This window comes from Arthrobacter sp. BI5 (assembly GCF_056680065.1).
The window spans coordinates 611,961-638,830 of sequence record NZ_CM155264.1; the positions used below are offsets into that span (position 1 = coordinate 611,961).

Annotated in this window: 22 protein-coding genes; 10 read left to right on the forward strand and 12 right to left on the reverse strand. The window is 69.4% G+C overall.

Annotated elements, in window-relative coordinates; translation table 11 throughout:
• The first annotated feature begins 192 nt into the window (after positions 1–192).
• Positions 193–1,467, forward strand: a complete 1,275-nt coding sequence (locus AC1MED_RS02960; RefSeq protein WP_479785352.1) for a serpin family protein — start codon at positions 193–195, stop codon at positions 1,465–1,467.
• 169 nt (positions 1,468–1,636) lie between these two features.
• Here AC1MED_RS02960 and AC1MED_RS02965 read toward each other — a convergent pair whose 3' ends face one another.
• On the reverse strand, positions 1,637–2,500 hold the full coding sequence (locus tag AC1MED_RS02965) for a hydroxymethylpyrimidine/phosphomethylpyrimidine kinase (RefSeq protein WP_479785353.1): 864 nt from the start codon (positions 2,498–2,500) through the stop codon (positions 1,637–1,639).
• A gap of 142 nt (positions 2,501–2,642) precedes the next feature.
• Between AC1MED_RS02965 and AC1MED_RS02970 the strand changes: the two genes are divergently transcribed.
• Positions 2,643–4,034: an MFS transporter gene (locus AC1MED_RS02970; RefSeq protein ID WP_479785354.1), complete on the forward strand. Its 1,392-nt coding sequence runs from the start codon at positions 2,643–2,645 to the stop codon at positions 4,032–4,034.
• Between the two features lie 252 nt (positions 4,035–4,286).
• Positions 4,287–4,985, forward strand: coding sequence for a queuosine precursor transporter (locus AC1MED_RS02975; protein ID WP_479785355.1), 699 nt, complete (start codon positions 4,287–4,289; stop codon positions 4,983–4,985).
• Between the two features lie 54 nt (positions 4,986–5,039).
• Here AC1MED_RS02975 and AC1MED_RS02980 read toward each other — a convergent pair whose 3' ends face one another.
• From AC1MED_RS02980 to AC1MED_RS03005, 6 genes are all read right to left on the reverse strand, one after another.
• Complete coding sequence (locus AC1MED_RS02980) at positions 5,040–5,789, reverse strand: dienelactone hydrolase family protein (protein WP_479785356.1); 750 nt, start codon at positions 5,787–5,789, stop codon at positions 5,040–5,042.
• Between the two features lie 22 nt (positions 5,790–5,811).
• A complete protein-coding gene (gene tgt, locus AC1MED_RS02985) occupies positions 5,812–7,110 on the reverse strand; it encodes a tRNA guanosine(34) transglycosylase Tgt (protein ID WP_479785357.1) in 1,299 nt (432 codons plus the stop codon).
• A 33-nt stretch (positions 7,111–7,143) separates the two neighbouring features.
• Positions 7,144–7,869: an SRPBCC family protein gene (locus AC1MED_RS02990; protein WP_479785358.1), complete on the reverse strand. Its 726-nt coding sequence runs from the start codon at positions 7,867–7,869 to the stop codon at positions 7,144–7,146.
• A gap of 90 nt (positions 7,870–7,959) precedes the next feature.
• Entirely contained in the window at positions 7,960–9,027 is a 1,068-nt protein-coding gene (locus tag AC1MED_RS02995) for a DUF6707 family protein (protein ID WP_479785359.1), read from the reverse strand.
• A 122-nt stretch (positions 9,028–9,149) separates the two neighbouring features.
• On the reverse strand, positions 9,150–9,689 hold the full coding sequence (locus tag AC1MED_RS03000; RefSeq protein WP_346960510.1) for an NUDIX hydrolase family protein: 540 nt from the start codon (positions 9,687–9,689) through the stop codon (positions 9,150–9,152).
• 76 nt (positions 9,690–9,765) lie between these two features.
• Positions 9,766–10,971, reverse strand: coding sequence for a helix-turn-helix domain-containing protein (locus tag AC1MED_RS03005; protein WP_479785360.1), 1,206 nt, complete (start codon positions 10,969–10,971; stop codon positions 9,766–9,768).
• 193 nt (positions 10,972–11,164) lie between these two features.
• On the opposite strand from AC1MED_RS03005, the gene AC1MED_RS03010 reads away from it, so the two are divergent.
• Genes AC1MED_RS03010 through AC1MED_RS03030 form a run of 5 tightly spaced genes read left to right on the forward strand, consistent with a single transcriptional unit; the run spans position 11,165 to position 18,602 of the window.
• Complete coding sequence (locus AC1MED_RS03010; protein ID WP_479785361.1) at positions 11,165–12,493, forward strand: MFS transporter; 1,329 nt, start codon at positions 11,165–11,167, stop codon at positions 12,491–12,493.
• Positions 12,490–14,121: a thiamine pyrophosphate-dependent enzyme gene (locus AC1MED_RS03015; protein WP_479785362.1), complete on the forward strand. Its 1,632-nt coding sequence runs from the start codon at positions 12,490–12,492 to the stop codon at positions 14,119–14,121. The genes AC1MED_RS03010 and AC1MED_RS03015 overlap by 4 nt, the downstream gene beginning before the upstream one ends.
• 11 nt (positions 14,122–14,132) lie before the next feature.
• On the forward strand, positions 14,133–15,548 hold the full coding sequence (locus AC1MED_RS03020) for an aldehyde dehydrogenase family protein (protein ID WP_479785363.1): 1,416 nt from the start codon (positions 14,133–14,135) through the stop codon (positions 15,546–15,548).
• Between the two features lie 13 nt (positions 15,549–15,561).
• Complete coding sequence (locus AC1MED_RS03025) at positions 15,562–17,265, forward strand: amidohydrolase (protein WP_479785364.1); 1,704 nt, start codon at positions 15,562–15,564, stop codon at positions 17,263–17,265.
• Positions 17,266–17,318: 53 nt separating this feature from the next.
• Entirely contained in the window at positions 17,319–18,602 is a 1,284-nt protein-coding gene (locus AC1MED_RS03030) for a M20 family metallo-hydrolase (protein ID WP_479785365.1), read from the forward strand.
• On the opposite strand, the gene AC1MED_RS03035 is transcribed toward AC1MED_RS03030, so the two are convergent.
• Complete coding sequence (locus AC1MED_RS03035; RefSeq protein WP_479785366.1) at positions 18,599–19,402, reverse strand: VOC family protein; 804 nt, start codon at positions 19,400–19,402, stop codon at positions 18,599–18,601. The genes AC1MED_RS03030 and AC1MED_RS03035 overlap by 4 nt on opposite strands.
• 42 nt (positions 19,403–19,444) lie before the next feature.
• Here AC1MED_RS03035 and AC1MED_RS03040 point away from each other — a divergent pair, with 42 nt between their 5' ends.
• Positions 19,445–20,062, forward strand: a complete 618-nt coding sequence (locus AC1MED_RS03040) for a YdeI/OmpD-associated family protein (RefSeq protein WP_479785367.1) — start codon at positions 19,445–19,447, stop codon at positions 20,060–20,062.
• Between the two features lie 41 nt (positions 20,063–20,103).
• A complete protein-coding gene (locus tag AC1MED_RS03045) occupies positions 20,104–20,853 on the forward strand; it encodes a phosphatase PAP2 family protein (protein WP_479785368.1) in 750 nt (249 codons plus the stop codon).
• On the opposite strand, the gene AC1MED_RS03050 is transcribed toward AC1MED_RS03045, so the two are convergent.
• The 4 genes from AC1MED_RS03050 to AC1MED_RS03065 form a co-directional block, all read right to left on the reverse strand.
• The gene (locus AC1MED_RS03050; RefSeq protein WP_479785369.1) at positions 20,850–22,811 is read right to left on the reverse strand and encodes a glycogen debranching N-terminal domain-containing protein; all 1,962 of its coding nucleotides are present in this window, start codon (positions 22,809–22,811) and stop codon (positions 20,850–20,852) included. The genes AC1MED_RS03045 and AC1MED_RS03050 overlap by 4 nt on opposite strands.
• 115 nt (positions 22,812–22,926) lie before the next feature.
• Positions 22,927–24,102: an ABC transporter ATP-binding protein gene (locus AC1MED_RS03055; protein WP_346960521.1), complete on the reverse strand. Its 1,176-nt coding sequence runs from the start codon at positions 24,100–24,102 to the stop codon at positions 22,927–22,929.
• Positions 24,099–25,691 (reverse strand): ABC transporter permease, encoded by a 1,593-nt coding sequence (locus tag AC1MED_RS03060; RefSeq protein WP_346960522.1) that lies wholly within the window; start codon positions 25,689–25,691, stop codon positions 24,099–24,101. Before AC1MED_RS03060 ends, AC1MED_RS03055 begins: the two co-directional genes overlap by 4 nt.
• A 3-nt stretch (positions 25,692–25,694) precedes the next feature.
• Positions 25,695–26,747 carry an iron ABC transporter substrate-binding protein gene (locus AC1MED_RS03065; protein WP_479785370.1) on the reverse strand — a complete coding sequence of 351 codons (1,053 nt, stop codon included), beginning with the start codon at positions 26,745–26,747 and terminating at the stop codon, positions 25,695–25,697.
• Between the last annotated feature and the right edge of the window lie 123 nt (positions 26,748–26,870).

Here is a 26,870-nt window from a genome sequence, read left to right on the forward strand (position 1 = left end):
TCGTGGACCGGCGCGGCGGCGGCCCACCTCCGTTTCGACGGTTCCGTGCGGGGTCGACGCTCGACGCATCTAGTGGGCGGGGAACCATCGAAATGGCCAAGGGCTAGCCGCGGGCCAGCCCCCGGTGCTTGACTGGCCCTAAGGCGGACCTCCGCCGTTCAACTGTGGCTGTGTGCAGGCCTGGGGGGCGCGATGAAACGGAAGATTCCGGCACGCTTCATGGCTGCCGCGGCGGGCTTGGCGCTGGTCCTCTCGGCCTGTTCGGCCGCGCCGCCGGCGCTGTTGAAGGCCGACGGCGTCGAACGCGTTGCGGCGGACCGCTCCGCCTACCCGGCCGAGCTGGCTCAGCTCCGCGCTTCGGCGCGGAAACTTGGCGCCGCGCTTCTGGCAGACGGCGGGGCGGCCGGAAACGGCAACGTGGTCTCATCCCCGGGCAGCCTGCTGATTGCCCTCGCCATGCTGCGGACAGGTGCATCCGGGGCAACGGCTGCCGAGATGGACAAAGTCCTGGGCCTCCCCGCCCAGCACCGCGACGAGGCACTGAATGCACTGCTCGCATCCCTGGAGGCCTTCGACGGCGACCCCGGCACGGTGGACGAGAAGAACCCGCCCCGCCGGCCGGTCCTGCACAGCGCAAACGGCCTGTTTGTGGACAAGGGCGTGCCCACCGGGGAACGGTATCTGGATTCCCTGGCCCGGTACTACGGCACCGGCGTGTACCCGGTGGACTTTCAGGACGAGGACACCACCAAACCGGCGATCGACGCCTGGGTGAACAAGAACACCGGCGGGCGGATCAAGAAGGCGCCCGCGGAGTACAACCGCAAAAACACTTTCAGCGTGCTCAACGCGGTGTACTTCGCCTCGGCGTGGAAGGTCCCCTTCGACCCGGCGGACACCTCCGACCGGCCCTTCACGACGGCGGACGGCGGGCAGGTTTCGGTCCCCACCATGTCCGGCGTCCAGGAGCTCGCCTCCGCCCGGGGCAAAGGCTGGGAGGCGGTGGACCTGCCTTATGCCGACGGCTTCGTAATGCGGCTGGTGCTGCCGGATCCAGGGGCTTCCAGGCTCGACGCGCAGAAGCTTGCCGACGTGGAGCGGGCCCTTGAGACCGCGGCCCCGGCACCGACGCAACTCTTCCTGCCGCGGTGGGACCTCAAGAGCATTTTCGAGCTGCGCCAAGTCTTCGCCGAACTGGGCCTGCAGGAAATGCTCCGGACCGAGAGCGACTTCGACTCGATCCAGCGCGGCCTCAAAATCACGGAGGCAGGCCAATCCGCCACCATTACCGTGGCGGAGAAGGGCACGATTGCCGCCGCCGTGACCCAGATCAACGCGCGGGCGGTGAGCGGCACCGACGCCGAGAAGGTGATCCGTTTCGACCGGCCGTTCCAGTACGAGATCGTCCACGTCGAGACCGGGCTGCCGCTATTCATGGGCAAGGTGTCCGACCCCAGCGCATCATGAGACGCTCCCTCAGGTTTTGCCTGCAAAAACCGGACGCTCCCGCAGCAGGTGAGGGAGCGTCCGGCGGGCAGAGGCCAGAGGTGAGGGAGCGTCCGGCGGGTAGCGGCCAGAGGTGAGGGAGCGTCCGGCGGGTAGCGGCCAGAAGTGAGGGAGCGTCGCCTCGGTAGGCCTAGCGCGGGCCGCCCTGCCAGAGCGCGTCGAACGGGGCTCCCGAGGCCACCCGGTTCCGGATACCTGCGGTGACAAACTCCTTTGCTGTGCGGGCGGCCTCCAGCGGGGTGGCGCCCTTGGCCAGCTCCGCGGTCACGGCGGCGGCCAGCGAGCAGCCGGCGCCGGAGACGGCCACCTCGCCCACCTTCGGGGCGGAGAGGACTTCCAGCGTCTCGCCGTCGTAGTAGACGTCGACGGCGTCGGGCCCGGCCAGGCGCACGCCGCCCTTGGCCAGCACCGCGGCGCCGCTGAGCTCATGAATGCGGACGGCGGCAGCCTTGAGCGAGGCGACGTCGGTGATCTCCAGCCCGGAGAGCGACTCGGCCTCGAAGTGGTTCGGCGTGACAAAGGTGGCCAGCGGCAGGATCTGCGCCTTGAGCGCCTGGTCGGTGTCCAGGGCGTGGCCCGGCTCCTGGCCCTTGCAGATCAGCACCGGGTCCAGCACCACGTTCCGGAAAGCAGAGTCAGCCAGCGCCGACGCCACGGTGGAGATCGTCGCGGGGCTGCCCAGCATGCCGATCTTCACCGTGTCCATCACCGACGGCGCGCCGGACGAGGCGCCGTACGCCGCCGTCGTCGCTTCCAACTGGTCGGCAATGACCTGCTGGTCGATGGCCACGAAGCGGTGGTTCCAATTATCCTTCGGATCGAAGGACACGATGCAAGTCAGGTTCGCGATGCCGAAGACGCCGAGCTCCTGGAAGGTCTTCAGGTCCGCCTGCGCGCCGGCGCCGCCGGTGGCCTCGGAGCCGGCGATGGTCAGGGCGACGGCGGGGTAGGCGCTGGCGTCGGAGGTCACGTTGTGAACGGCGTAAGAAGTCATGGACCCATCCTGCCACTCGCGGAAAACCGGCCGCATTGTGCGTATGACCAATATGACCAAAAGCCGAGTGTTCCGGATCACCGGGAATATGGTGGCGGACGGCGTTGCTCTCTTGCGATGCCGGATCCAGGAAGGTTCATTGATGAGCACCCAACTGTCCGAAGCGGCCCAGACCCGGAAGGCCGTCGGCAACATCCTCAAAGGCTCGGCCGGCAACCTCGTCGAGTGGTACGACCTCTACGTCTACACAGTCTTTGCGGCGTATTTCCAGTCGCACTTCTTCAATCCCACGGACGACCTCCAGGCCGGCCTCGAGGCGATGGCCGTCTTCTCGACGTCGTTCCTGATGCGCCCCATCGGTGCATGGTTCTTTGGCCGCTACGCGGACCGCAAGGGCCGCAAGGCCGCCCTGACGCTGAGCGTGACCCTGATGTCCGCCGGTTCCTTCGCCATCGCCATCCTGCCCACGCAGCAGCAAATCGGCCTGTGGGCCATGATCCTGCTGGTCCTCATCCGTGTGATCCAGGGCTTCTCGGTGGGCGGCGAGTACGGCACCAGCGCCACCTACATGTCCGAGGCCGCCACCAGCAAGCGCCGCGGCTTCTTCTCCAGCTTCCAGTACGTCACGCTGATCGGCGGCCAGATGCTGGCCCTGCTGGTCCTGGTCATCCTGCAGAACGTGATGCCCAAGGCCGACCTGGGCGAGTGGGGCTGGCGGATCCCGTTCGCGATCGGCGGCGTCGCGGCCCTGGTGGTCCTGTGGCTGCGGCGCTCCATGGAGGAGACCGTCTCGGCAGAACAGATCGAGGCGGCCAAGGCCCCCGCGGTCCCCGGTCAGGCGCAGCCGGGCACCATGAAGCTGCTCTTCACGAGCTACTGGAAGCCGCTGATGATCTGCATCGGCATCACGCTCGGCGGCACCGTGGCGTTCTACACGTACACCAACTTCATCTTGAAGTTCATGAATGACACCTCGGGCATCGCCAAGACCGACACCTCGGTGATCAACTTCTGGGCGCTGTTCATCTTCATGCTGCTCCAGCCGGTCTACGGCATCATCTCGGACAAGGTGGGCCGCAAGCCGCTGCTGCTCTGGTTCGGCATCACCGGCGTCCTGTTCACCTGGCCGCTGCTCTCCACCCTGGCCGGCACCAAGGATCCGCTCACGGCGTTCCTGCTGATGATGGGCGGCCTGCTGATCGTGGGCGGCTACACCTCGATCAACGCCCTGGTAAAGGCCGAGCTGTTCCCCGCGTCCATCCGCGCCCTCGGCGTCGGGCTGGGCTACGCGATCGCCAACTCACTCTTCGGCGGCACCGTTCCGCTGATCGGCGCGGCGCTGCAGAAGGCCGGCCAGGAAGAGCTGTTCTTCACCTACGTCACGGTGGCCATCGGCATCTCCCTGCTGGTCTACATCTTCGCGCTGAAGAACAAGAAGTCCACGCACCTGGACCACGAGCAGGGCCACGCCTGGGAGCCCGCCGCGGCCCGCGAGGACGACGGCAAGGACCTCGTCGACGCCTCGCGCCGCTAGGGTTTCCCGCACCACGGACGACGGCGGGCTGCCGGCTTCCGGACTTCGGTCCGGACCCGGCGGCCCGCCGTCGTCGTTAACACCGGTGCTGCGGCTGCCGGGGAGGGCGCCTTGGGGGAGCCACGCAGGTGGGAGAATAGAGGCGGTTCCGGGCCCCGTGCCGCAGGAACCCTCCAGTGCTAATACAGCCGGCGCCCCGGGCGCGTGCACGCGTCCCGGGCTGCCGAGCGAACCACTATGAATGGAATACCCATGACTTCCGCCAAGACCTTCCCGGCCGCGTCCCCGCCGAAGTTCGCCTCGATCGGATCCCCCTATTTCGGCATCATGCTGGCCGTCATGGCCGTGGTGCTGATCCTGTCCAACATCGGGGCGTCGAAGGGCGTGGCCATCGGCCCGATCATCACCGACGGTGGGTTCTTCCTCTTCCCGCTGGCCTACATCCTGGGTGACGTCATCAGCGAGGTCTACGGCTTCAAGGTGGCGCGCAAGGCCATCATCACCACCTTCGCGCTGTCCGTGTTCGCGTCCCTCTGCTACTGGATCATCATCGCGCTGCCCGGCTTCGGCGACGAATACGGCGCCGCCAAGCAGTCCGCGCTGGAGGGCGCCCTGGGCCCGGTCCCGCAGATCGTGCTCGCCTCACTGCTGGCCTTCCTCGCCGGCCAGACGATCAACTCCTGGATCATGGTGAAGATGAAGGCCCGGACCGGGGAGAAATCCCTCTGGGCCCGCATCATGGGGTCCTCCGTGGCGGGCGAATTCGTGGACACGCTGATCTTCTGCAGCATCGCCGCGTCCGTGATCGGCATTACCGACGCCGCGATGTTCGTGAACTACGTCCTGGTGGGCTTCCTCTACAAGACCCTCGTGGAGTTCGCCTTCGTCCCGCTGACCTCGCTCGCGATCGGTTGGGTCAAAAAGCGCGAACCGAGCTACGGAGCGGTCTAGCTCCGCAGCTCGCCAGTAACCGGCGAAGCCGCGAGGCCAAGGCCGGGCCCTGCGTCAGGCCTTGAGCGTCCCGTCGAGGAGGTCGCGGAGCTCGCGGAAGTGCCGTTCCGTGGCCTCCGGGTGGAACGCGGAGGTGTCCGCCATCGAATAGCCGTGGGGTGCCCCCGCGTAGATCTCGTTGGCAGCCTTCAGGCCGGCCTCGTCCAGGGCCTGGCCCAGCCGCGCAACGGCGTCCCGATCCATGCTCCGGTCGTGGTCCGCGTGGCCGAAGACGAACCGGGCGCGGGCGTTGCCGAGTCCCAGGTGGGGGCTGTCCGGCTCGTCGGTGGCCAGGCCGCCGCCATGGAAACCGCCGCAGGCGGCCACAGCCTCGGGGCGGGCGGTTGCGGTGCGGACGGCAAGCCGTGCACCCATGCAGTAGCCGGTGACGCCGACCGGGCCGGGGGCAACGCCGTCGAGCCCGCCCAGGGCAGCCAGCCACGCGTCGATGTCCGGCAGCGCTTTGTCCGTGGTGAGGCGGCCGACCCGCGGGAAGGCGGCCGCGCCCGCCGCCTCGCGGCCCTCCGGCGTGGTCATGTCCAGGTCCGGGGCCAGTTCGGCCGCCGTTCCTTCGCGGTAGAAGACGTTCGGGGCCAGGACCACATAGCCCCAGTCGGCGATGCGCTGCGCCATGTCCTGGATGCGCGGGCGCAGGCCGAAGGCGTCCATGTAGAGGATGACACCCGGGAACGGGCCCGTGCCGGTGGAGGGGCGGGCCACCAGGGCCTCGGCGGTGCCGTCTGCGGCGGGGATCTCAATAAGCATCCGGCCAGCCTAGCCGAACTGCCTAGGAGTAGTACCGGGCCAGCGTCTCGGCCTTGAACTCGAAGAAGGTGCCGTCCTCGATGGCGAGGCGGGCGTCGTCGACCATCTTCACCACGAAGCGTTCGTTGTGGATAGAGATCAGGGTGGCCGACACCATCTCCTTGGCCTTGAACAGATGGTGGATGTAGGCCCGCGAGTAGTTCAGGCAGGCGTAGCAGTCGCAGCCTTCCTGCAGCGGGCCGAAGTCGCGCTTGTACATGGCGCCCGAAAGGTTGTACCGGCCGGTGGGGTGGTAGAACGCCGAGTTCCGGGCCACCCGGGTGGGGGAGACGCAGTCGAAGGTGTCGGCGCCATTCTCGATCGCGGTGAAGATGTCATCCGGCTCGGAGATGCCCAGCAGGTGCCGGGGCTTGTTTTCCGGCAGTTCCTCGTTGCACCAGCGCACGATCGTGCCCAGGTTCTCCTTTTCCAGTGCCCCGCCGATGCCGAAGCCGTCGAAGTTCATGCCCCCGAGGTCACGGCAGGCCTTGCGGCGCAGGTCCTCGTACTGGGCGCCCTGGATGACGCCGAAGAGTGCCTGGTAGGGCTTGCCGGCGCGCTCCTCGGTGAGCCGGAAGTGCTCGGTGATGCAGCGTTCGGCCCAGCGCCGGGTGCGTTCCAGGGACTCCTCCTGGTAGCCGCGGGAATTCTGCAGCGTGGTCAGCTCATCGAAGGCGAACATGATGTCGGCGCCGATCTGGTGCTGGACGTTCATCGAGATCTCGGGGCTGAAGCGGTGCCGGTCGCCGTTGAGGTGGCTCTTGAACCACACGCCCTCCTCGTCAACGTGGGCCAGGCGCTCCTTGCCGGGGGCGACGGCGTCATCCGGGCCGGACGTGTCCACCGATTTCATATCGATGACCTTCTTGAACCCCGAGCCGAGGCTCATCACCTGGAAGCCGCCGGAGTCCGTGAACGTGGGCCCGCGCCAGTTCATGAAGGCGCCCAGCCCGCCGGCCTCGTCCAGGACGTCCGCGCCGGGCTGCAGGTAGAGGTGGTACGCGTTGGCCAGTACGGCCTGCGCGCCGAGGTCGGCGACGGCTTCGGGCAGCACGGACTTCACCGTGGCTTTGGTGCCGACGGCGATGAACGCCGGGGTCTGGATCTCGCCGTGCGGGGAGGTGATGGTGCCGGTGCGGCCCAGGAACTCCCCGCCGTTCGCTGCAACCTGCGGGCCCGACGGCGCGCAGGTTTCGCTCAGGCGTTTGCCCACCCGGAAGGAAAACTCGGATTGCCGGGCAGGCTGCGGGGACGAGGGGGCGGGTTCAGGATTCGCTGGCACCGTTCAAGTGTGCCAGCTAACACGGCGGAACCCTCAGTGCAGCGGTTCCGATGTGGGGTAGTTCTCAGCCCGCCAGTTGTCCCAGTAGGCGCGGATGGACTCCAGCTGGTGTGCCCCGAGCTCGTAGGTGGAGACGATCACCAGCGAGCCGCCGTCGGGCCGGGCGTCCGGGATGGCGGGCTGGTCTGCCACGATCACCAGGCCGTCGCCGTGCTCGGCGTAGCCGTGGACCGTCAGGCCCACCTGGTGGTTACTCCGGAACCAGACCTTCCCGGCAATCTCCTCGCCGGTGGCCAGGGTGAGCGAATACGGCTCGCCCGGGGCGGGCACCTTGGACAGGCCCAGCTTGTCGATCGCGGAGCCCTCGGTGCCGGGCACCGAGAAGAAGAACGTCCGCCGTTTGCCGTGCGGGTGCCGCTCCAGCGCGAAGCGGAGCTGGTGCAGGAAGGTCAGCCAGCCCTGGGTAATGTCCTCGTCCCAGGCCGCCCACTCCGAGTTGTGGTCGATCGCTGCGCGCGTCACACTGACTTCCGTGCCGGCGGGGACCGGTTTGAGGGTGAAGATGTCGCCGCCGTCGACGACGAGGGAGGTGTGGTCCGCGCTCTCGACCACGTTGGGGCTGAAGTAGATCGCGTTGATCTCGGCGGCCTGGTCCTCGGCCTCCCAGCCGTGCCACTGCGCCACCTTCGCGGGTTCGCGCAACATCGTCCAGACCTGCGGCGCGTCAGAGTTGATCACCACGCTGAGATTGTTCGTCATGAGGGTGAATTTACCGCGGCCGGGCGCACCGGGGTAGGGCCGAACGTCCGCGGCCCGCGGCCGGGCCGCGTGCCGAACCCCGCGGCCGGGTCAGCCGCGGACGGACTCGAGTTCGTTGCCGATGCGGCGTTCCAGTTCTGCTCCGCCGATGGTCTGCGAGCCGCCGTGGGCGCGCAGGAAGAGGAGCGCCTCGAGCCGGAGCAGCCGCCATTCACGTTCCGCGTCCGGGTTGGAACTGTCGATGGCGCGGAAAATTTCCTTGTCGTACAGGTTCGGTTCGTTCAGGGAGCGCTGGCGGACCTTGGCGTTGATCCGGGCCTTGAACGGGTCCGTTTCCATCGCGTCCGGCGCCCGGAGGAACTTTTCGTAGACCGCCGCGCGGTCCTCTTCGCCGCGCTGCCGGCAGATGTAGCTGGCCAGCGCGAGGGACGCCTCCACTGAAGCCCAGCGGCCGGGGTTCCCGTCGAAGGGCAACACGTTAAGCAGGTCCGCCACGGCGAGGGCGTTGTCGGCGTCCTTGAGCACCACGAACAGCTCGTGGGCCAGGTCGCTGAGATCCTTGAGGCAGCTGCCGGACTTGGTGTTGATGCCCTTGACCAGCCGGTCGCTGAGCAGCAGCACGCCCAGCGCATCGGGGTGGGCCTCAGCCGCGGCCGCCACGACGGATTCGGGGGTCCCCTCGGCAACCGGGATCAGGGCCAGGTCCGCTTCGCTGGGACCGCTGGCGGCCGGCGGGGCCACGGGCAGGGGAGGAACGACGACGGCGGAAGCCGCCGTCGGGCTGCCGTCCTCCGCGGTGCGGGGCTGGACCAGCTGCAGGTCCGGGCCGCCGTCGTCGGCGGAAGGAGCGGCGGGTTCGCCGGCCGCCGTCTCGGGAGCATCGCCGGACGGCCGGCCGGCGTCATCGGCGGGGGAGGGCACGAAGGCCTCCGGCGCGGCGTCCCGGACCAGGACCACGGAGCCGGCGGCGATCCGCAGCATGCCGCCGCCGGTGAGGGTGGCGCGCACGATCGCGGGGGAGCCGAAATCGTCGGTGTCGACGTCGACGCGCTGGATTTCGGCAGTGCGCACGGCGTCCGGCAGGAGCAGCAGATCCCCGGTCTGCAGAGATCCCGCCTGCCGTTCGCTGTAGTTCAGTGAGGCTGTGGGGTGGGTCATCTGGAGTCCTTAACTTCTCTTTCGGTCCGCTGAACAGTCTACAAAGACCGGCGCGCGAAATCGGGGACGCCGGGGGCAGCCCGGGTGCCCCGGGCGGTCCAGCTGCCTGGGAGCGGAGGCCCCTAGTGGCCGACGCCGGCGAACGCCAGCGCCTGCCGGATCAGGGCGCCGCGGCCGCCGCTGAACTCCAGCTGCACGTCCGAGCTCATCACTTCCTCCGGGGTCATCCAGGTCAGTTCCAGGGCGTCCTGGCGCGGTGAGCATTCGCCGGTGACGGGGATGACGTAGGCCAGCGCAACGGCGTGCTGCCGGTCGTCGGTGAACCCGGTGTGCGACGGGGAGGGGAAGTATTCGGCCACCGTGAAGGGGACGGGGCTGATTGGCAGCTGCGGGAAGGCGAGCGGGCCGAGGTCCTTTTCCATGTGGCGCAGCAGGGCGGCCCGGATGGTCTCGCGGTACAGCACCCGGCCCGACACCAGGGAGCGGACCATGGTGCCGTCGGCTTCGGCCTGCAGCAGGGTGCCGACCTCGTTCACAAACCCGAGCGGGTCAAGCCGGACCGGCACAGCCTCGACGTAAACCATGGGAAGCCGGCCGCGGGCTTCAAACAGATCGTCGTCGGAAAGCCAGCCGGGATTGGGGTCGGGAGTGCGAACGTTCATGGTTAAGTTCTACCCCATCCGCGTTCCCCGGGCGTGGTCGGCGGGCCCAAGCCTCCGCCGGGGCCGCCGCTCCGGATCAGGCCCAGGCAACCACCAGGCGGGCCGCCTGGGCGGGCACGGCCAGGTCCAGCCCGGTCAGCTCCTGGAACCGGCTGATCCGGTTGAGGATCGTGTTGCGGTGGCAGAACAACTGCTGCGCCGTGGCCGTGACGCTTCCAGTCGAAAGGTAGTGCCGGACTGTCTCTTCCAGGCGCTCCCGTTCCCCGCCGCGGCACGAGGACAGCGCCGCGTCCAGGTCCGCCAGCAGGTCGAGGCCGGCGTCGTCCAGCTGTTGTTTGGCCAGCCGTGCCCAGGCTGCCTCGGCGGAGAGCGGCCCTGAGTCCGTGGGCCGCAGCAGCGAGGCGAGGCTTTCGGCCGTGCGGGCCGCGACCGGCAGGGCCCGGAGCCCGGCGGCCTCCGGAACGTAGCCACACGGGACGCCCGTCAGCGCGGCGGGCATGGGTGGCCGGGGCGGGTCCCGGTGCGCAGCGATTGGCCAGAACGCGTAGGTGTTGCCACCGAATTCGTGGACGAAGAAGCGGCTCCGGTGGCCGGGTCCGGATCCGGGCCCGGCCGCGGCTTTCCGCAGCGCCACGGCTGCGTCGCCGCTGGCCGCCGCGAGGCCAAAGTGGGCGGCTGCGTCCACTCCGAGGGCGGCGGCAACCTGGCTCACCGTTTCCGCGGAGGGACTGGACTGGTTAAAGAGCCGGGCAATGAACTCGCGGCGGATGCTGGATTCCTCCTGCGCCATCCGCACCCGCTCGGTCAGGTAGCTGGTGTGCGTGCGGGTGGCGAATTCGTCCACCACTCGCCAGACCCTGTCCACCCGGGAGGCCAGCAGGGCCGCATCCCGGGCGTCGGCGATCTGGAGCAGGCACTCCCAGATGATGCTGAAGTCGAGCCGCACGGCGGAGATCAGTGCCTCAGGCGGAATGCCGGCGCGGGCCCGCTTGGCCCCGAGGCCGGCGGCGAACCCGAGCAGCGATTCCATCTCCGGCTCCGGGCCGGCCTCGTCCCCGGTCAGCCGATGCTGTTTCCTGCCGCGCAGGCCGTCGACCAGCCTCCTGAAAGTTTCCCGGGCGGTGGCTTCAAGGTCACCGGGGCCGAGCTGGTTGTCGGCGTATTCGGGAATCTCGAGAACCCTGGCGGCGAAAGCCTCGGCCAGGGCGTCGATCTTCCCGTGCAGGAGCTCCACCAGTTCAGCCCAGCGCAGGGAATCGCCCGGCGCATGAAAATTGTGCATTCGCACATTTTACGCATGGATTTGCGTGGTGTGCAGCTAGTTTTTTGGGCGAATTGTGCTGGCAGAATGGGCGAAGAGTAATCGGGTGACCGCAATCACATTGCCAAGTCGCCGCAGTCACCGGAGTCAGTGCAGACCCTCCCAGCCGGCCCGCCGGCTGATTCCCATCCATTCCGCATTATTTGGAGACATTATGGCAAGCAACGCCACCGCGCAGCTGAACCCGCAGCCGCCCCGCATCGTCGACGAGAGCGTAACCAAGAAAGTCGCGCTCGCAGCCCTGGTGGGCACCGCCTTGGAGTGGTACGACTTCTTCCTGTTCACCACCGCCGCCGCGCTGGTGTTCAACACCCAGTACTTCGTCTCGCAGGACCCGTTCGTCGCGGCCATGAGCTCCTTCGCCACCCTGGCCGTAGGCTTCGTCGCCCGGCCAATCGGCGGCTTCATCTTCGGCGCGCTGGGTGACAAGATCGGGCGCAAGAAAATCCTGATGGTCACCATCGTCGGGATCGGCGTGGTCACCGGACTGATCGGCGTGCTGCCGAACTACATGACGATCGGTGCGGCCGCCCCGGCGATCCTCGTGGCACTGCGCATCCTGCAGGGCCTCGCGGTCGGCGGCGAATGGAGCGGCGCGGTGATTATTGCCGTCGAAAACGCGCCCGTGGCCAAGCGGGCGCGGTACGCGGCGCTCCCGCAGATCGGCTCCCCGATCGGCACCATCCTGTCCTCCGGCGGATTCTTCGGGATGCTCGCCCTGGTCGGCCAGAGCAACTTCGACGCCTGGGGCTGGCGGATTCCGTTCGTGGCGGCCCTGCCGCTGCTGGCCATCTCCCTGTGGATCCGCAGCAAGCTCAGCGAATCCCCGGAGTTCGAAGCCTTGATGGAGGCCGGCGAAACCGAGCATGCTCCCATCCGCGGCGTGCTGACCAAGAGCTGGCGCCAGATCCTCGTGGGCATGTGCTCGGCGCTGCTCGGCATTGGCGGGTTCTACCTCATCACCAGTTTCGTCGTCTTCTACGGCACCAAGATCCTGAAGATGCCCTCCGAGGTCCTGCTGGCCGGGTCGCTGCTCGCTGCCGTGGTCGAAATCTTCTTCCTGATCTGGGCCGGCCGGATGGGCGAAAAGTACGGCGCCAGCAAGGTCATCCTGTGGGGCGGCGTGGCTTCGGCCGTCGTCGCAATCCCCGTCTTCCTGGCCATCAACACCGCCGTCCCGGCACTCGTAATCCTCGCCATGATCGTCGGCGTGGCCACCCTGTCGATCCCGTACGCCGTGTCCGGCACCGCCCTGACCGCGCTGTTCGCCACGAAGGTCCGGTACACGGGTGTGGCGATCACCTCCAACAGCGCCGGCGTGATCTCCGGCTTCATCCCGCTGTTTGCCACGGCGCTCGTTGCCGCCGCCGGCAACTCCTTCTGGCCGGGCGCCATCATCCTGCTGGTCGTCTCCGCACTGACCGCGCTCTCCGGACTGCTGCTCCCCTCGCTGAGCATCGAGGAAGAGGGAATGAAGCATTGAGCACCACCGCCGGTCACCTGATCGTCGCGCAGCTGGAACGGGCCGGGGTCCGGAGGGTCTACGGCGTTCCGGGCGAAAGTTTTCTGGATGTCCTGGACGGGCTGCACGATTCCTCGATCGAAACCGTTGTGACCCGCCACGAAGGCGGCGCCGGGTTCATGGCGGTGGCCGAGGGACGGCTGACCGAACTGCCCGGCGTGGCCATGGTCACGCGCGGGCCGGGGGCCGCCAACGCCTTCATCGCCATCCACACGGCGCACCAGGATGCCACCCCGCTGATCCTCTTTGTCGGCCTCATCCCGGTCGCGGACAGGGGCCGGGAATCGTTCCAGGAATTCGACATTAATGCCTGGTTCGGCAGCACTGCCAAGAAGGTTGTGACCCTCGACGACGCCGCATCCGCCGCCCGCGTCGTTGACGACGCCATCTTCACCGCACTCAGCGGTCGGCCGGGACCGGTGGTGATCGGACTGCCCGAGGATGTCTTGGTGCACACCGTGGACTCGGGCACGGTCGAACCCCGGCGGGTGGCCCGGACCGAGGCCACCGGCGCCGGACTGGCGGAGTTGGAAGAGCGCCTCGCGGCCTGCACGAGGCCCCTCGTGGTGGTGGGCGGCGAGGGCTGGGACCAGGCGTCATCGGAGGCCCTGGCCGGCTGGGCGGAACGCCACGGGATACCGGTGCTGGCCGACTTCCGCGCCTACGATGCGGTTCCCCACGACAGCGGCAGTTACGCCGGCTACCTCGGTTACGCCCGCAGCGACGCCAACGCCCGCCGCCTGGACGCCGCTGACCTGTTGCTCTTCGTGGGCTGTGTCCGCTCCGACGTGCTGTCCGACGGCTACACCCGGGGCCTGGACGCCGTCACCGTCGTCGTCAACCCCGACGCCGACCTCAAGGGGCACTTCGGCCGGGTGGACCAGCATCTCCAGGCCCACGTTGCCGCCTTCGCTGCGGCGCTCGCCGGCACCGCGCCGGCGGTGCACCCTGCCGCGGGCTGGCTCGCCGAGGCACGCGCGGACTACGAAAACTTCTCCACAGCCCAGCCGGAAAGCGGCGGGGCGGATGCAAGGTATGTCGACCTCAACGTCGTCATGGAAGTACTGAAGCAGGAGATGGACGACGACGCCGTCATCACCTACGGCGCCGGCAACCACTCGCTGTGGGCGGCACGCTACCTGCGGCACAACGCGGCGAACTCGCTCGCGGCGCCTCGCAATGGCGCCATGGGAATGGGCATCCCCGCCGCGGTGGCGGCCTCGCTGGCCTATCCCGGCCGTCAGGTCATCTCCGTCGCGGGCGACGGCTGTTTCCTCATGAACGGCCAAGAAATCGCCACCGCCATGGGCCACGGAGCGCGTTTCGTTGCGCTGGTGGTGGACAACGGCATCTTCGCCACAATCCGCGAACACCAGGAGCACCACTACCCGGGACGGCCCTCCGGGACGCACATGGCCAACCCGGACTTCGCCGCCTTGGCCCGGTCCTACGGCGGGTACGGCGAACGCGTGGACTCCGCGGCGGACTTCGCCCCTGCTTTCCGCCGCGCGGTTGAGTCCGGCGTGCCCGCCGTCCTGCACCTGCCGCAGGATCCGGCCGTCCGCTCACCCAAGACTGCAAGCAACTGACTGGAGCCCACGTGATTACGCTCAGGAACGTCATCAATGGGGCGGCCGACGGCGGAGGCGCCGACGCTGCGACCCTGCCGTTTTACGATCCGCGCACCGGCGAGCAGCTCGGAACCGCCCCGGACAGCGACGCCGCCACGGTGGACCGTGCCTTCGCCGCCGCGCAGGCCGCATTTCGCAGCTACAAAAGGACCACCCCCGCCGAGCGGCAGGCCATGATGCTTGCGCTCGCGGACCTGGTCGAAGCCAATGCGGACCGGTTGCTGGCGGCCGAGGTGGCCTGCACCGGGAAGCCCGCTGCCGTGACCCGCAGCATCGAGATCTTGCGCGGCGCGGACCAATTGCGCTTCTTCGCCGGCGCCTGCCGCGTGGTCTCGGGCACGGCGCAGACCGAGTACGTCACCGGCTTCTCCTCGACGGTGCGCCGGGAGCCGCTGGGTGTGGTCGCCCAGATCACGCCCTGGAACTACCCCTTTATGATGGCCATCTGGAAGCTCGGGCCGGCCCTGGCGGCCGGCAACACCGTTGTGCTCAAGCCTGCGGACACCACCCCCTGGTCCACGGTTATCCTGGCGGAGCTGGCCCAGCAGGTCTATCCGGCCGGGGTCGTGAACGTGATCTGCGGCGGCCGGGACACGGGCGCCGTGATGGTGGACCACGAGATTCCCGAGCTCGTCTCCATCACCGGCTCCACGCGCGCCGGCGCCCAGGTCATGTCTGCCGCCGCCGCGACGCTCAAAGACGTTCACCTGGAACTTGGCGGGAAGGCTCCCGCCATCGTGTTCGCCGACGTCGACATTGCGCAGACCGCGCAGGAGATCGCGCTTGGCGCGTTCTTCAACGCCGGGCAGGACTGCACGGCCGTGACCCGGGTGCTGGTGGAGGAAAACATCCACGCCGAGTTCGCCCAGGCGCTCGCGGCAGCGGCAGCCGGGCTGACCGTGGGCGGAGACGCCGCGGACCTCGGGCCGCTCAACAGCGCTGCACAGCTGGACCGGGTAGAGGGGTTCATGGCCCGACTGCCAGCAAACGCGCGCGTGCTCACAGGTGGCAAGCGGACCGGCGTCGGGTTCCACTTTGCCCCGACGGTGATCGACGGGGTGGCCCAGTCCGACGAGGTCGTCGCGGAAGAAATCTTTGGGCCGGTGGTCACCGTGCAGCCCTTCGCCGATGAACAGGAAGCGCTGGAGCTCGCGAACGGCACCAAGTACGCACTGGCCTCCAGTGTCTGGTCCAACAACCACGGCGTCGTGACCCGGGTCGCCAACGACCTCGACTTCGGTTCGGTCTGGATCAACTGCCACCAGGTGATCCCCGCCGAAGCCCCGCACGGCGGCTTCAAGCATTCGGGTACCGGCAAGGACCTCTCCGTCTTCGGGCTGGAGAACTACACCCGGATCAAGTCCGTCACCACCTCCCACCGCTGAAAGCGCACCACACATGAAACTCGACTTGCTGCTCAAAAACGCGGACATCATCACCATGGACCCGTTGCGGCCCGCGGCCACACGCCTAGGCGTCTGGCAGGGACGCGTCGTGGGCCTGGATGAGGAAGTGGAGGGGCTGGACGCCGCCGAGGTCCTGGATCTCAACGGCGCCACGGTGACGCCAGGCTTCATCGACGCGCACTGCCACACCGCCTGGTTCGGGCTGGGCCTGGGTGAGCTGGACGTGTCCGGCGTGCGCGGCCTGACCCAGCTTTACGCGCTGCTGGAGGCGGAGAGCGCCGCGCAGCCAGCGTCTTCCGGGACGGCCGCCTGGCTGCTGGCCACCGGGTTCAACCAACAGCACCACGGCGGCGAGTTCCCGGACATCGACGTGCTGGACCGGATCACCGGCGGGCGGCCCCTGCTGATGCGCCATAACTCCGGTCACATGGCGGTGGTGAACACCGCAGCCCTTCGGCTGGCCGGGGCAGACGCGGCGTCCTTCCCCGACCCCGACGGCGGCGTGATTGTCCGTGACAGCGCCGGGAAGCCCACCGGGCTGGTGGAGGAGACCGCCCAGCAGCTGATCCAGCAGCTCATCCTGCCCTATCCGGTCGCCGACCTCGAGACGGCGCTCGACCGGGCCACCCGGCACTACGCGTCGGAGGGCATCACCAGCTTCACCGAGGCCGGCATCGGCGGCGGCTGGATCGGCCACAGCCCGGTGGAACTCGCCGCCTATCAGCGGGCGGCGGCCAACGGCCGGCTGCATGCCCGCGCCCAGCTGATGCCGGTCCTGGAGATGCTGCATCCGGTCGCCGCCCACGGCCAGGATTTCCCCGGAACGGTTCCGGCCGGACTGGACCTGGGCATCGCCACGGGCTTCGGCGGCGACTTCCTCTCGCTGGGACCGGCGAAGGTCTTCCTGGACGGTTCGCTGCTGGGGGAAACCGCGGCGGTTAGCCAGGAGTTCTGCAGCCACGGCCACAAGAACAACGCTGGCAACGTGGGCTACTTCCAGGCCGATCCGGAACAGCTCCGCGCCGAGATCGAGGCCGCCTACGCCGCGGGCTGGTCCATCGCCGCGCACGCCATCGGGGACCGGGCCGTCGACCTGGCCATCGACATCATCGCCGGCTGCGAACGCCACTACGGGCCGCGCGCGGTGCCGAACCGGATCGAGCACGCCTCGATGACCCGGCCGGACCAGCTCGAGCGGCTGGCCGCGGCTGCGATCGCGGTGACGCCGCAGGCCAGCTTCTTCCACGACGGCGGCGACGGCATGACGGCATCCTTGGGTCCCGACCGCCTCGGCTGGACCTACCGGGCGTCGTCCTTCCTCGCGGCCGGGGTGACCCTCGCCGGAAGCTCGGACCGGCCCGTGGCCGACGGTAACGTCTTGCGCGGCATGCAGGCGTTTGTGGACCGGCGCACCTCCTCCGGGGCGCTCTTCGGCGACCCCGCAGAATGCCTGAGCCCCCACCAGGCGCTCGCGGCGTACACCACCGGGGCTGCAGCGGCCACCGGGGCCGCGCACCAAAAGGGCTCCCTGGAGCCGGGGAAGCTCGCGGACTTCACCGTGCTTTCCGGTTCGCCGTTGACCGCGGAGCGGATCGATGGACTCGAAGTCCTCGCCACCGCCGTCGGCGGGCGCTTCACCTACCGGGCGCTGCCGGAACCGCAGTCCGGACGCGCCGCGGCCCTGCAAACCCGGTAGGCACCGCCACCCGGCCCAATCCACCAGCCCGCCCACCAGCACCAGGGGACACCATGACGACCAACAATTTCAGCCCCGAGGACAGCGCGTTCCTCCGCGACTTCGCCACCATGAGCCGGTTCGGCGCCACCCCCAACGGAGGGGTGGACCGCCAAGCCGCCAGCGAGGCCGACGGGCAGCAACGGCGCTGGCTCACCGGGCTGCTTGAGGCGCGTGGGTTCACCGTCAGGTTCGACCGCGCGGGCAACCAATGGGGGCTCTACGAAGCTGTCCCGGGGGCGCCGTTTGTGGTGGTGGGCTCGCACATGGATTCGCAGCCGACCGCAGGCCGCTACGACGGCGCCTACGGCGTCCTCGCCGCGGCGCACGCCGCGTTCCGGCTCACCGAGGCGTGGGCCGGCGGGCACCCGGACCACCCGCGGGCCGGCGCGCCGAAGTTCAACATCGCCGTGGTCAACTGGTTCAACGAGGAAGGCTCCCGGTTTAAGCCGTCCATGATGGGCTCCTCGGTTTACACCGGCAAGCTTGCCCTGGACACGGCACTGGACACCAGGGACGCCGCCGGGACCTCGGTGCGCGAGGCCCTCGACGCGATCGGCGGCCGGGGAGACTATGACGGCCCTGCGGCGGTGTACTGCGCCGAGATCCACATCGAACAGGGCCGGAGCATGGAGCGCGACGGCGTCACGATCGGGCTGGTCAACTCCAACTGGGCAGCCAACAAATACGAATTTGTGGTCCACGGCGAGCAGGCCCACACGGGCTCCACCGTCATCGCCGACCGCAAGGACGCCCTGCTGGGCGCGTCGATGATGGTGGTGGCAGCCCGGGAGCTCGCCGACCAATTCTCCGGCGTGCTGCACACCTCGGTGGGCCAGCTGACCGTCTACCCCAACTCACCCGTCGTAGTGCCCTCGCGCGTGAACCTGCTGCTGGACCTGCGCAGCGCCGACGAGGCTGTCCTCGCGGAAGCCGACACGCTGCTGCACCGGCGGATCGATGAGATCGAACAGCTGGCCAACGTCACCGTCCAGCGCCACCACTCGCACTCCTGGCCGGTGACCCCCTACCAGCCCGAAGGCGTCGAGCTCGCGGCCAAAGTCGCTGCGGATCTGGGGCTCACGAGCCGCCAGGTGATGACCCTGGCGGGGCATGACTCCACCAACATGAAGGACCTGGTCCCCACGGTCATGCTCTTCGTCCCCAGTGTTGACGGGATCTCGCACAATGAACACGAATTCACCAAGGACCAGGACACCGTCGCCGGCGTCACTATGCTGACAGAGGTCCTGAACCGGCTTTGCCAGGGAGCCCTGGCGACGGGGGACCGGGCCTAAGCCTCCGCCGGGGCCGCGGAGATCCAAAGGGCGTGGGGGCGGGCGGCGCCGCCGTCCGCATCCGGGTTGCCCACGTGCAGCAGCGGCACGGCGGCGTCCTCCACGGCCGCCACCTCATGCCCCGCCCCGGCGAGCCGCTCCCGGAGCGCTTCAAGGTCGCCGTCGTATTCGAAGCCCAGCCCGGCGCGCCCGGTTCCCGGCGCCGATCCGGCAGCCGCGCCGACCATTAGGACCCCGCCGTTCTTCGCCGTGAACGACTCGGACTCGCCGGTGTCAGTCCCGGCGGGACCGGCGCCGCCGGCACCCGGAACCGGCCGGGGGCGGGCGCCGATGTCGCGCAGGGTTTGGGTCGCCGCCGTCGGGTCCTCCGCGAACCAGATGCCGACGACGGCGAGCCCAGCTTCCGCCTCCGCAGCACCGGCCCAGCTGCCGTCGGACGCGCGCGTGGCGGGGTCGGCGAGGAAGCTGAACCCGTCCCGGGCGGTGACCCGGCAGGAAGGGCCGTGCTCCGCTTCAATGAGTTCTGCCGTGGTGCCGGCGGCGGTGCCCGGGCCGGCCGGCGCCCCGGCTTCGTTGGTCCGGCGGGCGAATTCCGCCAGGTCGCCGACCTCGACGCCGAACGAGGTGGTGCCGTCCTCCGCCGAGCCCGCTTCGACGAAATGCAGCGCCAGGCGTCCCGCGCCGGCGTCGAACTCCCGCCAGGTGGGCTCGTCGACGGACTTGACCATGCCCAGGTCGGTCAGCAGGCGCTCCCACTGGTCCAGTCGGGAGGTGAAATGAATGGGACGGACACGCAGCATGGGTATCTCCCTGGTGGTTCGGTCTGGGAGCACAATGGTGCCATGGCTGCCGAGCTTATGGAACTGCTGGTGAAAGACGCCGCCGAGTGGCGGGCCTGGCTGGAGACGCACCACGCGGACAGCCCCGGAGTGTGGCTGGTGCTGCACAAAAAGGGCGGCTCGGTGACGGAACTCGACTACGAGGCCGCCCTGCAGGAGGCGCTCTGCTTTGGCTGGATCGACGGCCAGGGCAGGCGCCGGGACGCCGAGACCTCCTTCCAGCGGATGACCCGCCGCGGCCCTAAAAGCGTCTGGTCGGCCCGGAACGTGGAGCGCGTCGGACGCCTTGAAGCGGCCGGCCGGATGGCCCCGGCAGGGCGGGCCGCCGTCGAAAGTGCCAAGGCTGACGGGCGTTGGGAGTCGGCGTACTCCGGCCAGGCCTCGGCCGAGGTGCCGGACGATCTGGCCGCGGCCATCGCGGCGGACCCGCGGGCGCAGGCGATGTTCGAGGTCCTGACGTCGGTGAACCGCTACGCCCTGATCTACCGGACCAATGCGGTGAAGCAGGCGTCCACGCGGGAGCGCAAGATCGCCGGCTTCGTGGAGATGCTCGCCCGCTACGAGACGCCGCACCCGCAAACCCGGCGGCCGGGCCCGGGACCCTCAGGAACCTCCCAGTAGCCGTCAGGGATCCCGACAGCCCGGGCTGGCAGAGTAGCCCGGTGACTACCTCCCAACGCGGCCAGTCCCGCTCCGTCGTTCCCGCCGCCGCTCCCGGCACGCGGTCGCAACGCGCGGTGTTTTTCGGCGCCGCGGGCCTGCTGGTGGCCGGCGAGGCGGTGTTCTGGCTGATGCTGGCCGCTGTCCAGACCGACTCGGGGCTCGCCCTGCTCGACGGCGGGGTCCACGACGCCCTGGTGGAGGGCAGGTCGCCCCTTGCCACCGGCCTCCTGGCGGCCGTCAGTACGGTCACGTCCCCGTCTTGGCTGCTGGTCATCGGGGGTCTGCTGGCGCTCGGCTGGGCGGTCCGGAAACGAGAACTCTGGCGGCCGGGGCTGCTTCTGGGGGCCATGGCAGCGACGTTCGGGGCGTCCACCCTGATCAAGCATGAGGTGGCGCGCGGCAGGCCATCGGCAGCCGATTTCCTGATGGGTCCGGACGACGCCCTCTCCTTCCCCTCGGGCCACACCTTCGGCACCGGTGTGTTCCTGCTGGTCCTGGTGTACCTGCTGCTGGGCAGCGCAGCCGGCCCGCGGGGTCCGCTCAGCCGTCCGGTGCGGCGCCCGACGGCGGTGCTCGCGTTTTCGGCGGCCGCGCTCGGCGCCCTGCTGGTCGGGTTCAGCCGGCTCTACCTCGGCTATCACTGGCTCACTGACGTCGTCGCCTCGCTCGGCCTGGCGGTCGCCGTCACCGGCATCGTGATCCTGCTCGACGGCCTCCGCACCGCGCGGATGGCGGTTCCGGCACCTTAGAAGGCGACGCCGAGGGCCTGGGCCAGCACCACCGCGGACGCGGAGGACCACGCCTGCGGGTGGCAGGAGGCCGGATACGGTACCGCTCGCCCCGACTCCGCCGCGGTGACACCGGCGAAAAGCTCCGGGAGCCGGTGCCCGAACGAGCCTGCGGCCGCCAGCAGGCCCTCGGCGAGGACCCCGGCCTCGGCGGTGAACCCCTCGCTGTGCAGACCCCTGACGGCGATGGCGGTGTCGTGGCTCCAGACCGAACCGCAGTGGTAGCTGAAGGGCCAGAACCCTGCCGCCCGCCGGGACAGGGTGTGCAGGCCGTAGCCGGAGAACAGTTCCGGGCTGAGCAGCCGGTCCGCCACCAGCCGCGCCTCCGCGGCGTCCAGGATCCCGGTGCCCAGCAGGTGTCCCATGTTGGAGCCCGGAATGTCCAGCGGTTCGCCGTGGCCATCGAGCGCCATCGCGGGGAACCGGCCGCCGTCGTCCTGCACCCAGAAGCGCTCGCGGAAGTTGCGCTGCAGCGCCGCGGCGAAGTCCCGCAGTTCCTGCGCCCCGGGCTCGCCATAGGCATCGAAGAGATCCGCGGTCTCCACCGCCGCCTGGTAGGCGTAGCCCTGCACTTCGGCGAGGGCAATCGGGCCGTCCGCTTGCCGGCCGTCGCGGAACTGCATTGCGTCCCGGGAGTCTTTCCAGCCCTGGTTGCTCAGGCCATGCCCGGACGTGTCCTGGTAGCTGAGGAAGCCGCCGTTGGCCGTATTTCCCCCTGCTCCGCTGCCGCCGGCGGCGCCGGCGGCCAGCAGCCACTGCGCGGCGCGGGCGGCGTTGGGCAGCAGGGAACGGACCGCGGCGTCGTCCGTGCCGGCACGCCCCAGCTCGCCCAGCAGGCACAGCCACAGCGGGGTCGAGTCCACGGCGCCGAAGTACACCGGAGGCAGGCGCAGCGCCTGGCTTTCCAGCACCAGCTCCTTGGCGCGCAGTTCGTGCAGGATCTTGCCCGGTTCCTCGGCCGCGGCGGCATCGGTCTTCGTGCCCTGGTGCGCGGCGAGGGCGCGCAGGGTCCCGGCGGCCAGGGCGGCGTCAAACGGCAGCAGCAGCCGGGCGGCCCACAGCGAATCCCGGCCGAAGAGGGTGAAGTACCAGGGGGCGCCGGCGGCCAGGAAGGGGGCATCGGGCGCCTTCCGGGTGGCCAGCCGGAGACCGTCGAGTTCGTCCAGGGAGTTTTCCAGGAGCAGGCCCAGCGGCCCCTCCGGCTCGGCCCGGACGCGGCGGGCGGCCGGCGGCGGCGCGGCCACCACGGCGTCCTCGGTGTCGGCCAGCACGGCCTGCCATTCGGCCTCCAGCGGCCTGCCGCGGCCCGCGGTCCCGCGCCAGGTGAGCCGTTCGCCGCCGGTGACCCGGCCGGGCGCCGATACCGTCAGGGTCTTGCCGCCCTCGCTCCAGCGCAGCGTCGAATCGTCAGCCGCGGAGGGCTGCATGGGGTCGCGGTAGCGGCCGAGCCGGATGGCGGCCATGTCGGTGAAGTCCGCCGCGAGCCGCACCTCGATCTCCGCGTCCAGGGCGTCCAGCGACGTGCTTAGCCGCAGGGCGACGCGGACGGCGCCGGGCGTGACGGTCCAGGTCTGCAGGAGTTCGACGGCGGGATCCTCGGTGGGGCCCTCGATGCCGCGGACGAGTCCGCGGACCCGGAGCACGCCGCCGGGGGAGGCCTCCACGGTGGCCGGTTCGGGCGCGAATCCGTTGACGGTTACCTCGGCGCGGCAAAGCATCCGGGTGTCCCCGTGCAGCAGCCCGGTGAACCACTCGCCGGTGCCGGTGCCGGTGCCGGGGCCCGTGGCGCCGTCGCCGGAAGCGCTGTCGCCGGAGGCACCGGTGGCGCCGCCGGCCAGCCGGCCCTCGGCGTCGAGCCATACCTGGGTGGGAGCGGCCACGGAACAGTGCTGACGGTGAAGGGCTGGCTGAACAGTCATGCGCCCCAGCCTATGCCGGAGGGCAGGGCCGTACCTAGGCCTGCCCGTGCGCCAGAGGTTCCGGTGGAGGCTCCGCCGGCGATCCCGCAGCCCGCGGACGGGCCATCGGCCGGACTCAGTCCTGCGCGGTGTCCTCGATCGGGAAGGCCACGGCTTCACCCACCACCCGCAGGCACAGTTCGGTGCCGGGCCGGGCGATGGAGGCGTTCCAGTGCCGGATGGTGATGACCTCGCCGCCACCGGGGTAGCGGTGGTCCGCCACGGCGCCCTCGGCCAGGACCGGGGGGACCGCGAGCTTGAGCCGGACCGTGGTCTCCGGGCCGAAGTAGTCCGTATCCACCACGGTGCCGCGGATGGGACCGTCCTCGGCGATCCGGATCTGCTCGGGCCGGAGCATCAGCTGGACCCGGCCCTGGGCCGGCGGCCGGCGGACCGGAATGCCGCCCAGCGAGCAGGTGGCCAGGGAGCCCTCCATCCAGGCGTCCAGGATGACGGCGTCGCCCAGGAACTCCGCGGTGGCCCGGTCCGCCGGGCGGGTGTAGACCACAAACGGGTTGCCGATCTGCGCGAGCTTGCCGCCGCGCATCACCGCGACCTGGTCGGCGAAGGAGAGCGCCTCGGCCTGATCGTGGGTGACCAGGATGGTGGTCACGCCGGCGTCGTGGAGCACCTTGCCGACGGCGCGGCGGGTGGCGACGCGCAGGCCGGCGTCGAGCGCGGAGAACGGCTCATCCAACAGCATCAGCTCCGGCTCACGGGCCAGGGCGCGGGCCAGCGCGACGCGCTGCTGCTGGCCGCCGGAGAGCTGGTGCGGCCGCCGTCTGGCCATGGCCGGGTCCAGCGCGACCATCTCGAGCAGTTCGGCGACCCGGGCCTTGACCCCGCGGTGGCCGCCGGGCAGTTTGCCGGCGTCCAGGCCGAAGGAAATGTTCTGGCCCACGGACAGGTGCGGGAAGAGGGCGCCGTCCTGCGCCACGTAGCCGACGTGCCGCTTGTGCGCGGGAACCCAGACGCCGTCGCCGGCCACCTTGGTGCCGTTGAGCGAGATGCTGCCGGTGTCCGGGTGTTCGAAGCCGGCGATCAGCCGCAGCAGTGTGGTCTTGCCCGAACCGGACGGGCCCACGATCGCCGTCGTCCCGCCCTTGGCGACCGAGAGGTTGACGCCCTTGAGGACGGCCTGGGAGCCGAAGTTCTTGGTGACGGCCTCGACTTCCAGGTGGCTGTTGGTGCTGGGCGCCACGGAGGGGGCGATCCGGGGTTCCGGAAGCCGTGAGGGGTTTTGTTCGGTCACTGTCCCGCTGCTTTCTTGGACTGCTGGAAGAGAAGGTAGGTCATCGGCGCCGAGATCAGGATCATCAGCAGGGCGTACGGAGCGGCGCCGGCGTAGTCGATTTCGGTGCTCTTGCTCCAGAATTCGGTGGCCAGGGTGCGGGTGCCGTTGGGCGAGAGCAGCAGGGTGGCGGTCAGTTCATTGACGATCGCGAGGAACACCAGGGCGGCTCCGCCGGCCGCGGCCGGGGCGGTGAGGCGCAGGGTGACCCGGAGGAACGCCAGCAGCGGCGGCTTGCCCAGGGCCTGCGCGGCCTCGTCGAGCTCCTTGGGCGCCTGCGAGAGCCCGGAGCGGATGTTCACCAGAGCCCGCGGCAGGAACAGCAGCACATAGGCGGAGATCAGCAGGGCCGTGGTCTGGTAGAGGTCCGGCGCCACCCGGATGCTCACGGTCACAAAGGCCAGGCCCACCACGATGCCCGGCATGGAGCTGGTGACGTAGTTGGACAGTTCCAGGGCCTTGCTGAACCAGCTGGGATGCCGCACCGCGAGGTAGGCCATCGGGAAGGCGACCACGGTGGTGGCCGCGGCCCCGACCAGTCCGTAGCCGAGGGTCTGCAGCAGGGCCGGCAGGAACTCGTCGGCGGCCCAGATGTCCGGTCCGCCGGCGTAGATCCAGCGCAGCACGAAGGTCAGCGGAAGCCCGAACGCCAGTGCGGTGAGGGCCAGCAGGGCCAGCTGTGCGGGCAACTGGTAGGAGTGCAGGGGCAGGCGCAGCGCCCTGGCCTGCGCGCCGGAGCCGACCCGCGCGTAGCGGGCCGTGCCGCGGCCGCGGACCTCCACCAGGAGCAGGATCAGGCAGAAGAAGACGAGCACGCTGGCCAGCATGTTCCCGGCCGTCCCGTTGAAAGTGGACTGGTACTGGACCATGATCGCGGTGGTGAAGGTGTCAAAGCGGATCATCGCGAACGCGCCGTACTCGGCCAGTAGGTGCAGTGAGACCAGCAGCGCGCCGCCGGTCATCGCGATCCGCAGCTGGGGCAGCACCACACGGAAGAAGGCGCGCCAGGCGCCCAGGCCCAGCGAGGCGGCGGACTGCTCGATGGCCGGATCCAGGCGGCTGAGCGTCGCGGCGGCAGGGATGTAGACCAGCGGGAAGTAGGACAGCGTCGCGATCAGCACGCCGGACCAGAGCCCGCCCATCGACGGCACCGCGGAAACCCAGGCGTAGCTGTTGACGAAGGCCGGAATCGCCAGCGGCGCCGCGAGCAGCACGGCCCACACCTTGTGGCCCTTGAGGGTGGTGCGTTCCACCAGCCAGGCGCCGCCTACCCCGAGAACCACGCAGAGCGGCACGGTGATCAGCATGAGCAGCACGGTGTTGAGCAGGAGTTCGCCCACCCGGGCGCGGAAAATCAGGCCGACGGCGGTGTCCCAGCCGGTGGCTACCGTCATGACCGCCACGTAGCCGAGCGGGATCAGCGAAAACAGGGCGATCAGGACCGCGAGGATCGCCACCACGGAGACGCCGAAAGGCGGGCGGGGGCGCTTGCCCCGGCCCGCCGTCGTCGTGCTTCCGGTGGTTCCGGGAGCCGCCAGCGTTTTGGTCACTGGTTAGAGCAGTCCTGCCTTGGTCATCAGGTCGGTGACCTTGGCGGAGTTGAGCTTGGCCGGGTCGACCTTGGGGGCCTGGAGCTCGGTGAGCGTCACCAGCTTGTCGTTGGCCGGGACGCCGGAGCCGACGGCGTACTCGAAGGAGGTGCCCTTCTGCAGTACTTCCTGGCCCTTCTTCCCGGTGATGAACTTCAGGAAGGCCTGGGCGGCCGCCGCGTTCTTCGAGGACTTGAGCACGCCGCCGCCGGAGACGGAGACGAACGCGCCGGGATCCTGGTTCTTGAAGTAGAACGGCGTGACGTTCTTGGAGTTCTCGCCGGTCTTGGCCTGGTCGCCGTAGTAGTAGTAGTGGTAGATCAGGGCGGCGTCCACCTCGCCGGCGTTGACGGCCTTCATGGCCGTGCTGTTGCCCTTGTAGGCCTTGTAGTTCTCCTTCATGCCCTTGAGCCATTCCTCCGTGGCCGCCTCGCCCTTGAGTTCGAGGAGGGCGGAGACGATCGCCTGGAAGTCGGCGCCGGACGGCGAGGCCGCCCACTTGCCCTTCCACTCGGGCTTGGCCAGGTCCAGCATGGACTTGGGCAGATTGTCCGCGCTCAGCTTGGCCTTGTCGTAGACCAGCACGGTGGAGCGGGCGGCGATGCCGGTCCACTTGTTGGTGGAGGGCCGGAACTCGGCGGGGACCTGGTCTACGGTGGCCTGGTCCACGTCCGCGAACAGGCCGGCGTTTTCTACCTGGGCCATGGCGGGCGAGTTCTCGGTGAGGAACACATCGGCGCGGGAGGCGGCGCCTTCCTGGATGATCTGGTTGGACATCTCGGTGTCGTCGCCCTGGCGCAGGGTGACCTTGATGCCGGTCTCCGCCGTGAAGGCGTCCACCCATTCCTTGGTCAGGGATTCGTGCTGGGCGTTATAGACCGTAATCTCGCCGGCCGGCTTGCCGTCGGCTCCGGTAGTGCTGCCGGAGGTCGAGGCGCCGGAGCCACAGGCTGCGAGGCCGAGCGCGGCGGTGGCGGCGAGGGCAATACCTGCCAGCGCATTGGTGCGGATCTTCATGAGGCTACTTTCTGCAAGGAAAAGGTCGTAGGTGCCTAACCCCCGTGAGCGGGGAAGTTAGGGCATGCTCACTACGAAAAACTGTAGGTTAGCCAAACCTAAGCAACCAAGCCGAGAGCGCCT

Excerpts from the sequence above, each read along its gene's own strand:
- AC1MED_RS02960 (WP_479785352.1), top strand. The coding sequence starts at position 193 with ATGAAACGGAAGATTCCGGCACGCTTCATGGCTGCCGCGGCGGGCTTG.
- AC1MED_RS02965 (WP_479785353.1), bottom strand. The coding sequence starts at position 2,500 with ATGACTTCTTACGCCGTTCACAACGTGACCTCCGACGCCAGCGCCTAC.
- AC1MED_RS02970 (WP_479785354.1), top strand. The coding sequence starts at position 2,643 with ATGAGCACCCAACTGTCCGAAGCGGCCCAGACCCGGAAGGCCGTCGGC.
- AC1MED_RS02975 (WP_479785355.1), top strand. The coding sequence starts at position 4,287 with ATGACTTCCGCCAAGACCTTCCCGGCCGCGTCCCCGCCGAAGTTCGCC.
- AC1MED_RS02980 (WP_479785356.1), bottom strand. The coding sequence starts at position 5,789 with ATGCTTATTGAGATCCCCGCCGCAGACGGCACCGCCGAGGCCCTGGTG.
- AC1MED_RS02990 (WP_479785358.1), bottom strand. The coding sequence starts at position 7,869 with ATGACGAACAATCTCAGCGTGGTGATCAACTCTGACGCGCCGCAGGTC.
- AC1MED_RS02995 (WP_479785359.1), bottom strand. The coding sequence starts at position 9,027 with ATGACCCACCCCACAGCCTCACTGAACTACAGCGAACGGCAGGCGGGA.
- AC1MED_RS03000 (WP_346960510.1), bottom strand. The coding sequence starts at position 9,689 with ATGAACGTTCGCACTCCCGACCCCAATCCCGGCTGGCTTTCCGACGAC.
- AC1MED_RS03005 (WP_479785360.1), bottom strand. The coding sequence starts at position 10,971 with ATGCACAATTTTCATGCGCCGGGCGATTCCCTGCGCTGGGCTGAACTG.
- AC1MED_RS03010 (WP_479785361.1), top strand. The coding sequence starts at position 11,165 with ATGGCAAGCAACGCCACCGCGCAGCTGAACCCGCAGCCGCCCCGCATC.
- AC1MED_RS03025 (WP_479785364.1), top strand. The coding sequence starts at position 15,562 with ATGAAACTCGACTTGCTGCTCAAAAACGCGGACATCATCACCATGGAC.
- AC1MED_RS03030 (WP_479785365.1), top strand. The coding sequence starts at position 17,319 with ATGACGACCAACAATTTCAGCCCCGAGGACAGCGCGTTCCTCCGCGAC.
- AC1MED_RS03035 (WP_479785366.1), bottom strand. The coding sequence starts at position 19,402 with ATGCTGCGTGTCCGTCCCATTCATTTCACCTCCCGACTGGACCAGTGG.
- AC1MED_RS03040 (WP_479785367.1), top strand. The coding sequence starts at position 19,445 with ATGGCTGCCGAGCTTATGGAACTGCTGGTGAAAGACGCCGCCGAGTGG.
- AC1MED_RS03050 (WP_479785369.1), bottom strand. The coding sequence starts at position 22,811 with ATGACTGTTCAGCCAGCCCTTCACCGTCAGCACTGTTCCGTGGCCGCT.
- AC1MED_RS03065 (WP_479785370.1), bottom strand. The coding sequence starts at position 26,747 with ATGAAGATCCGCACCAATGCGCTGGCAGGTATTGCCCTCGCCGCCACC.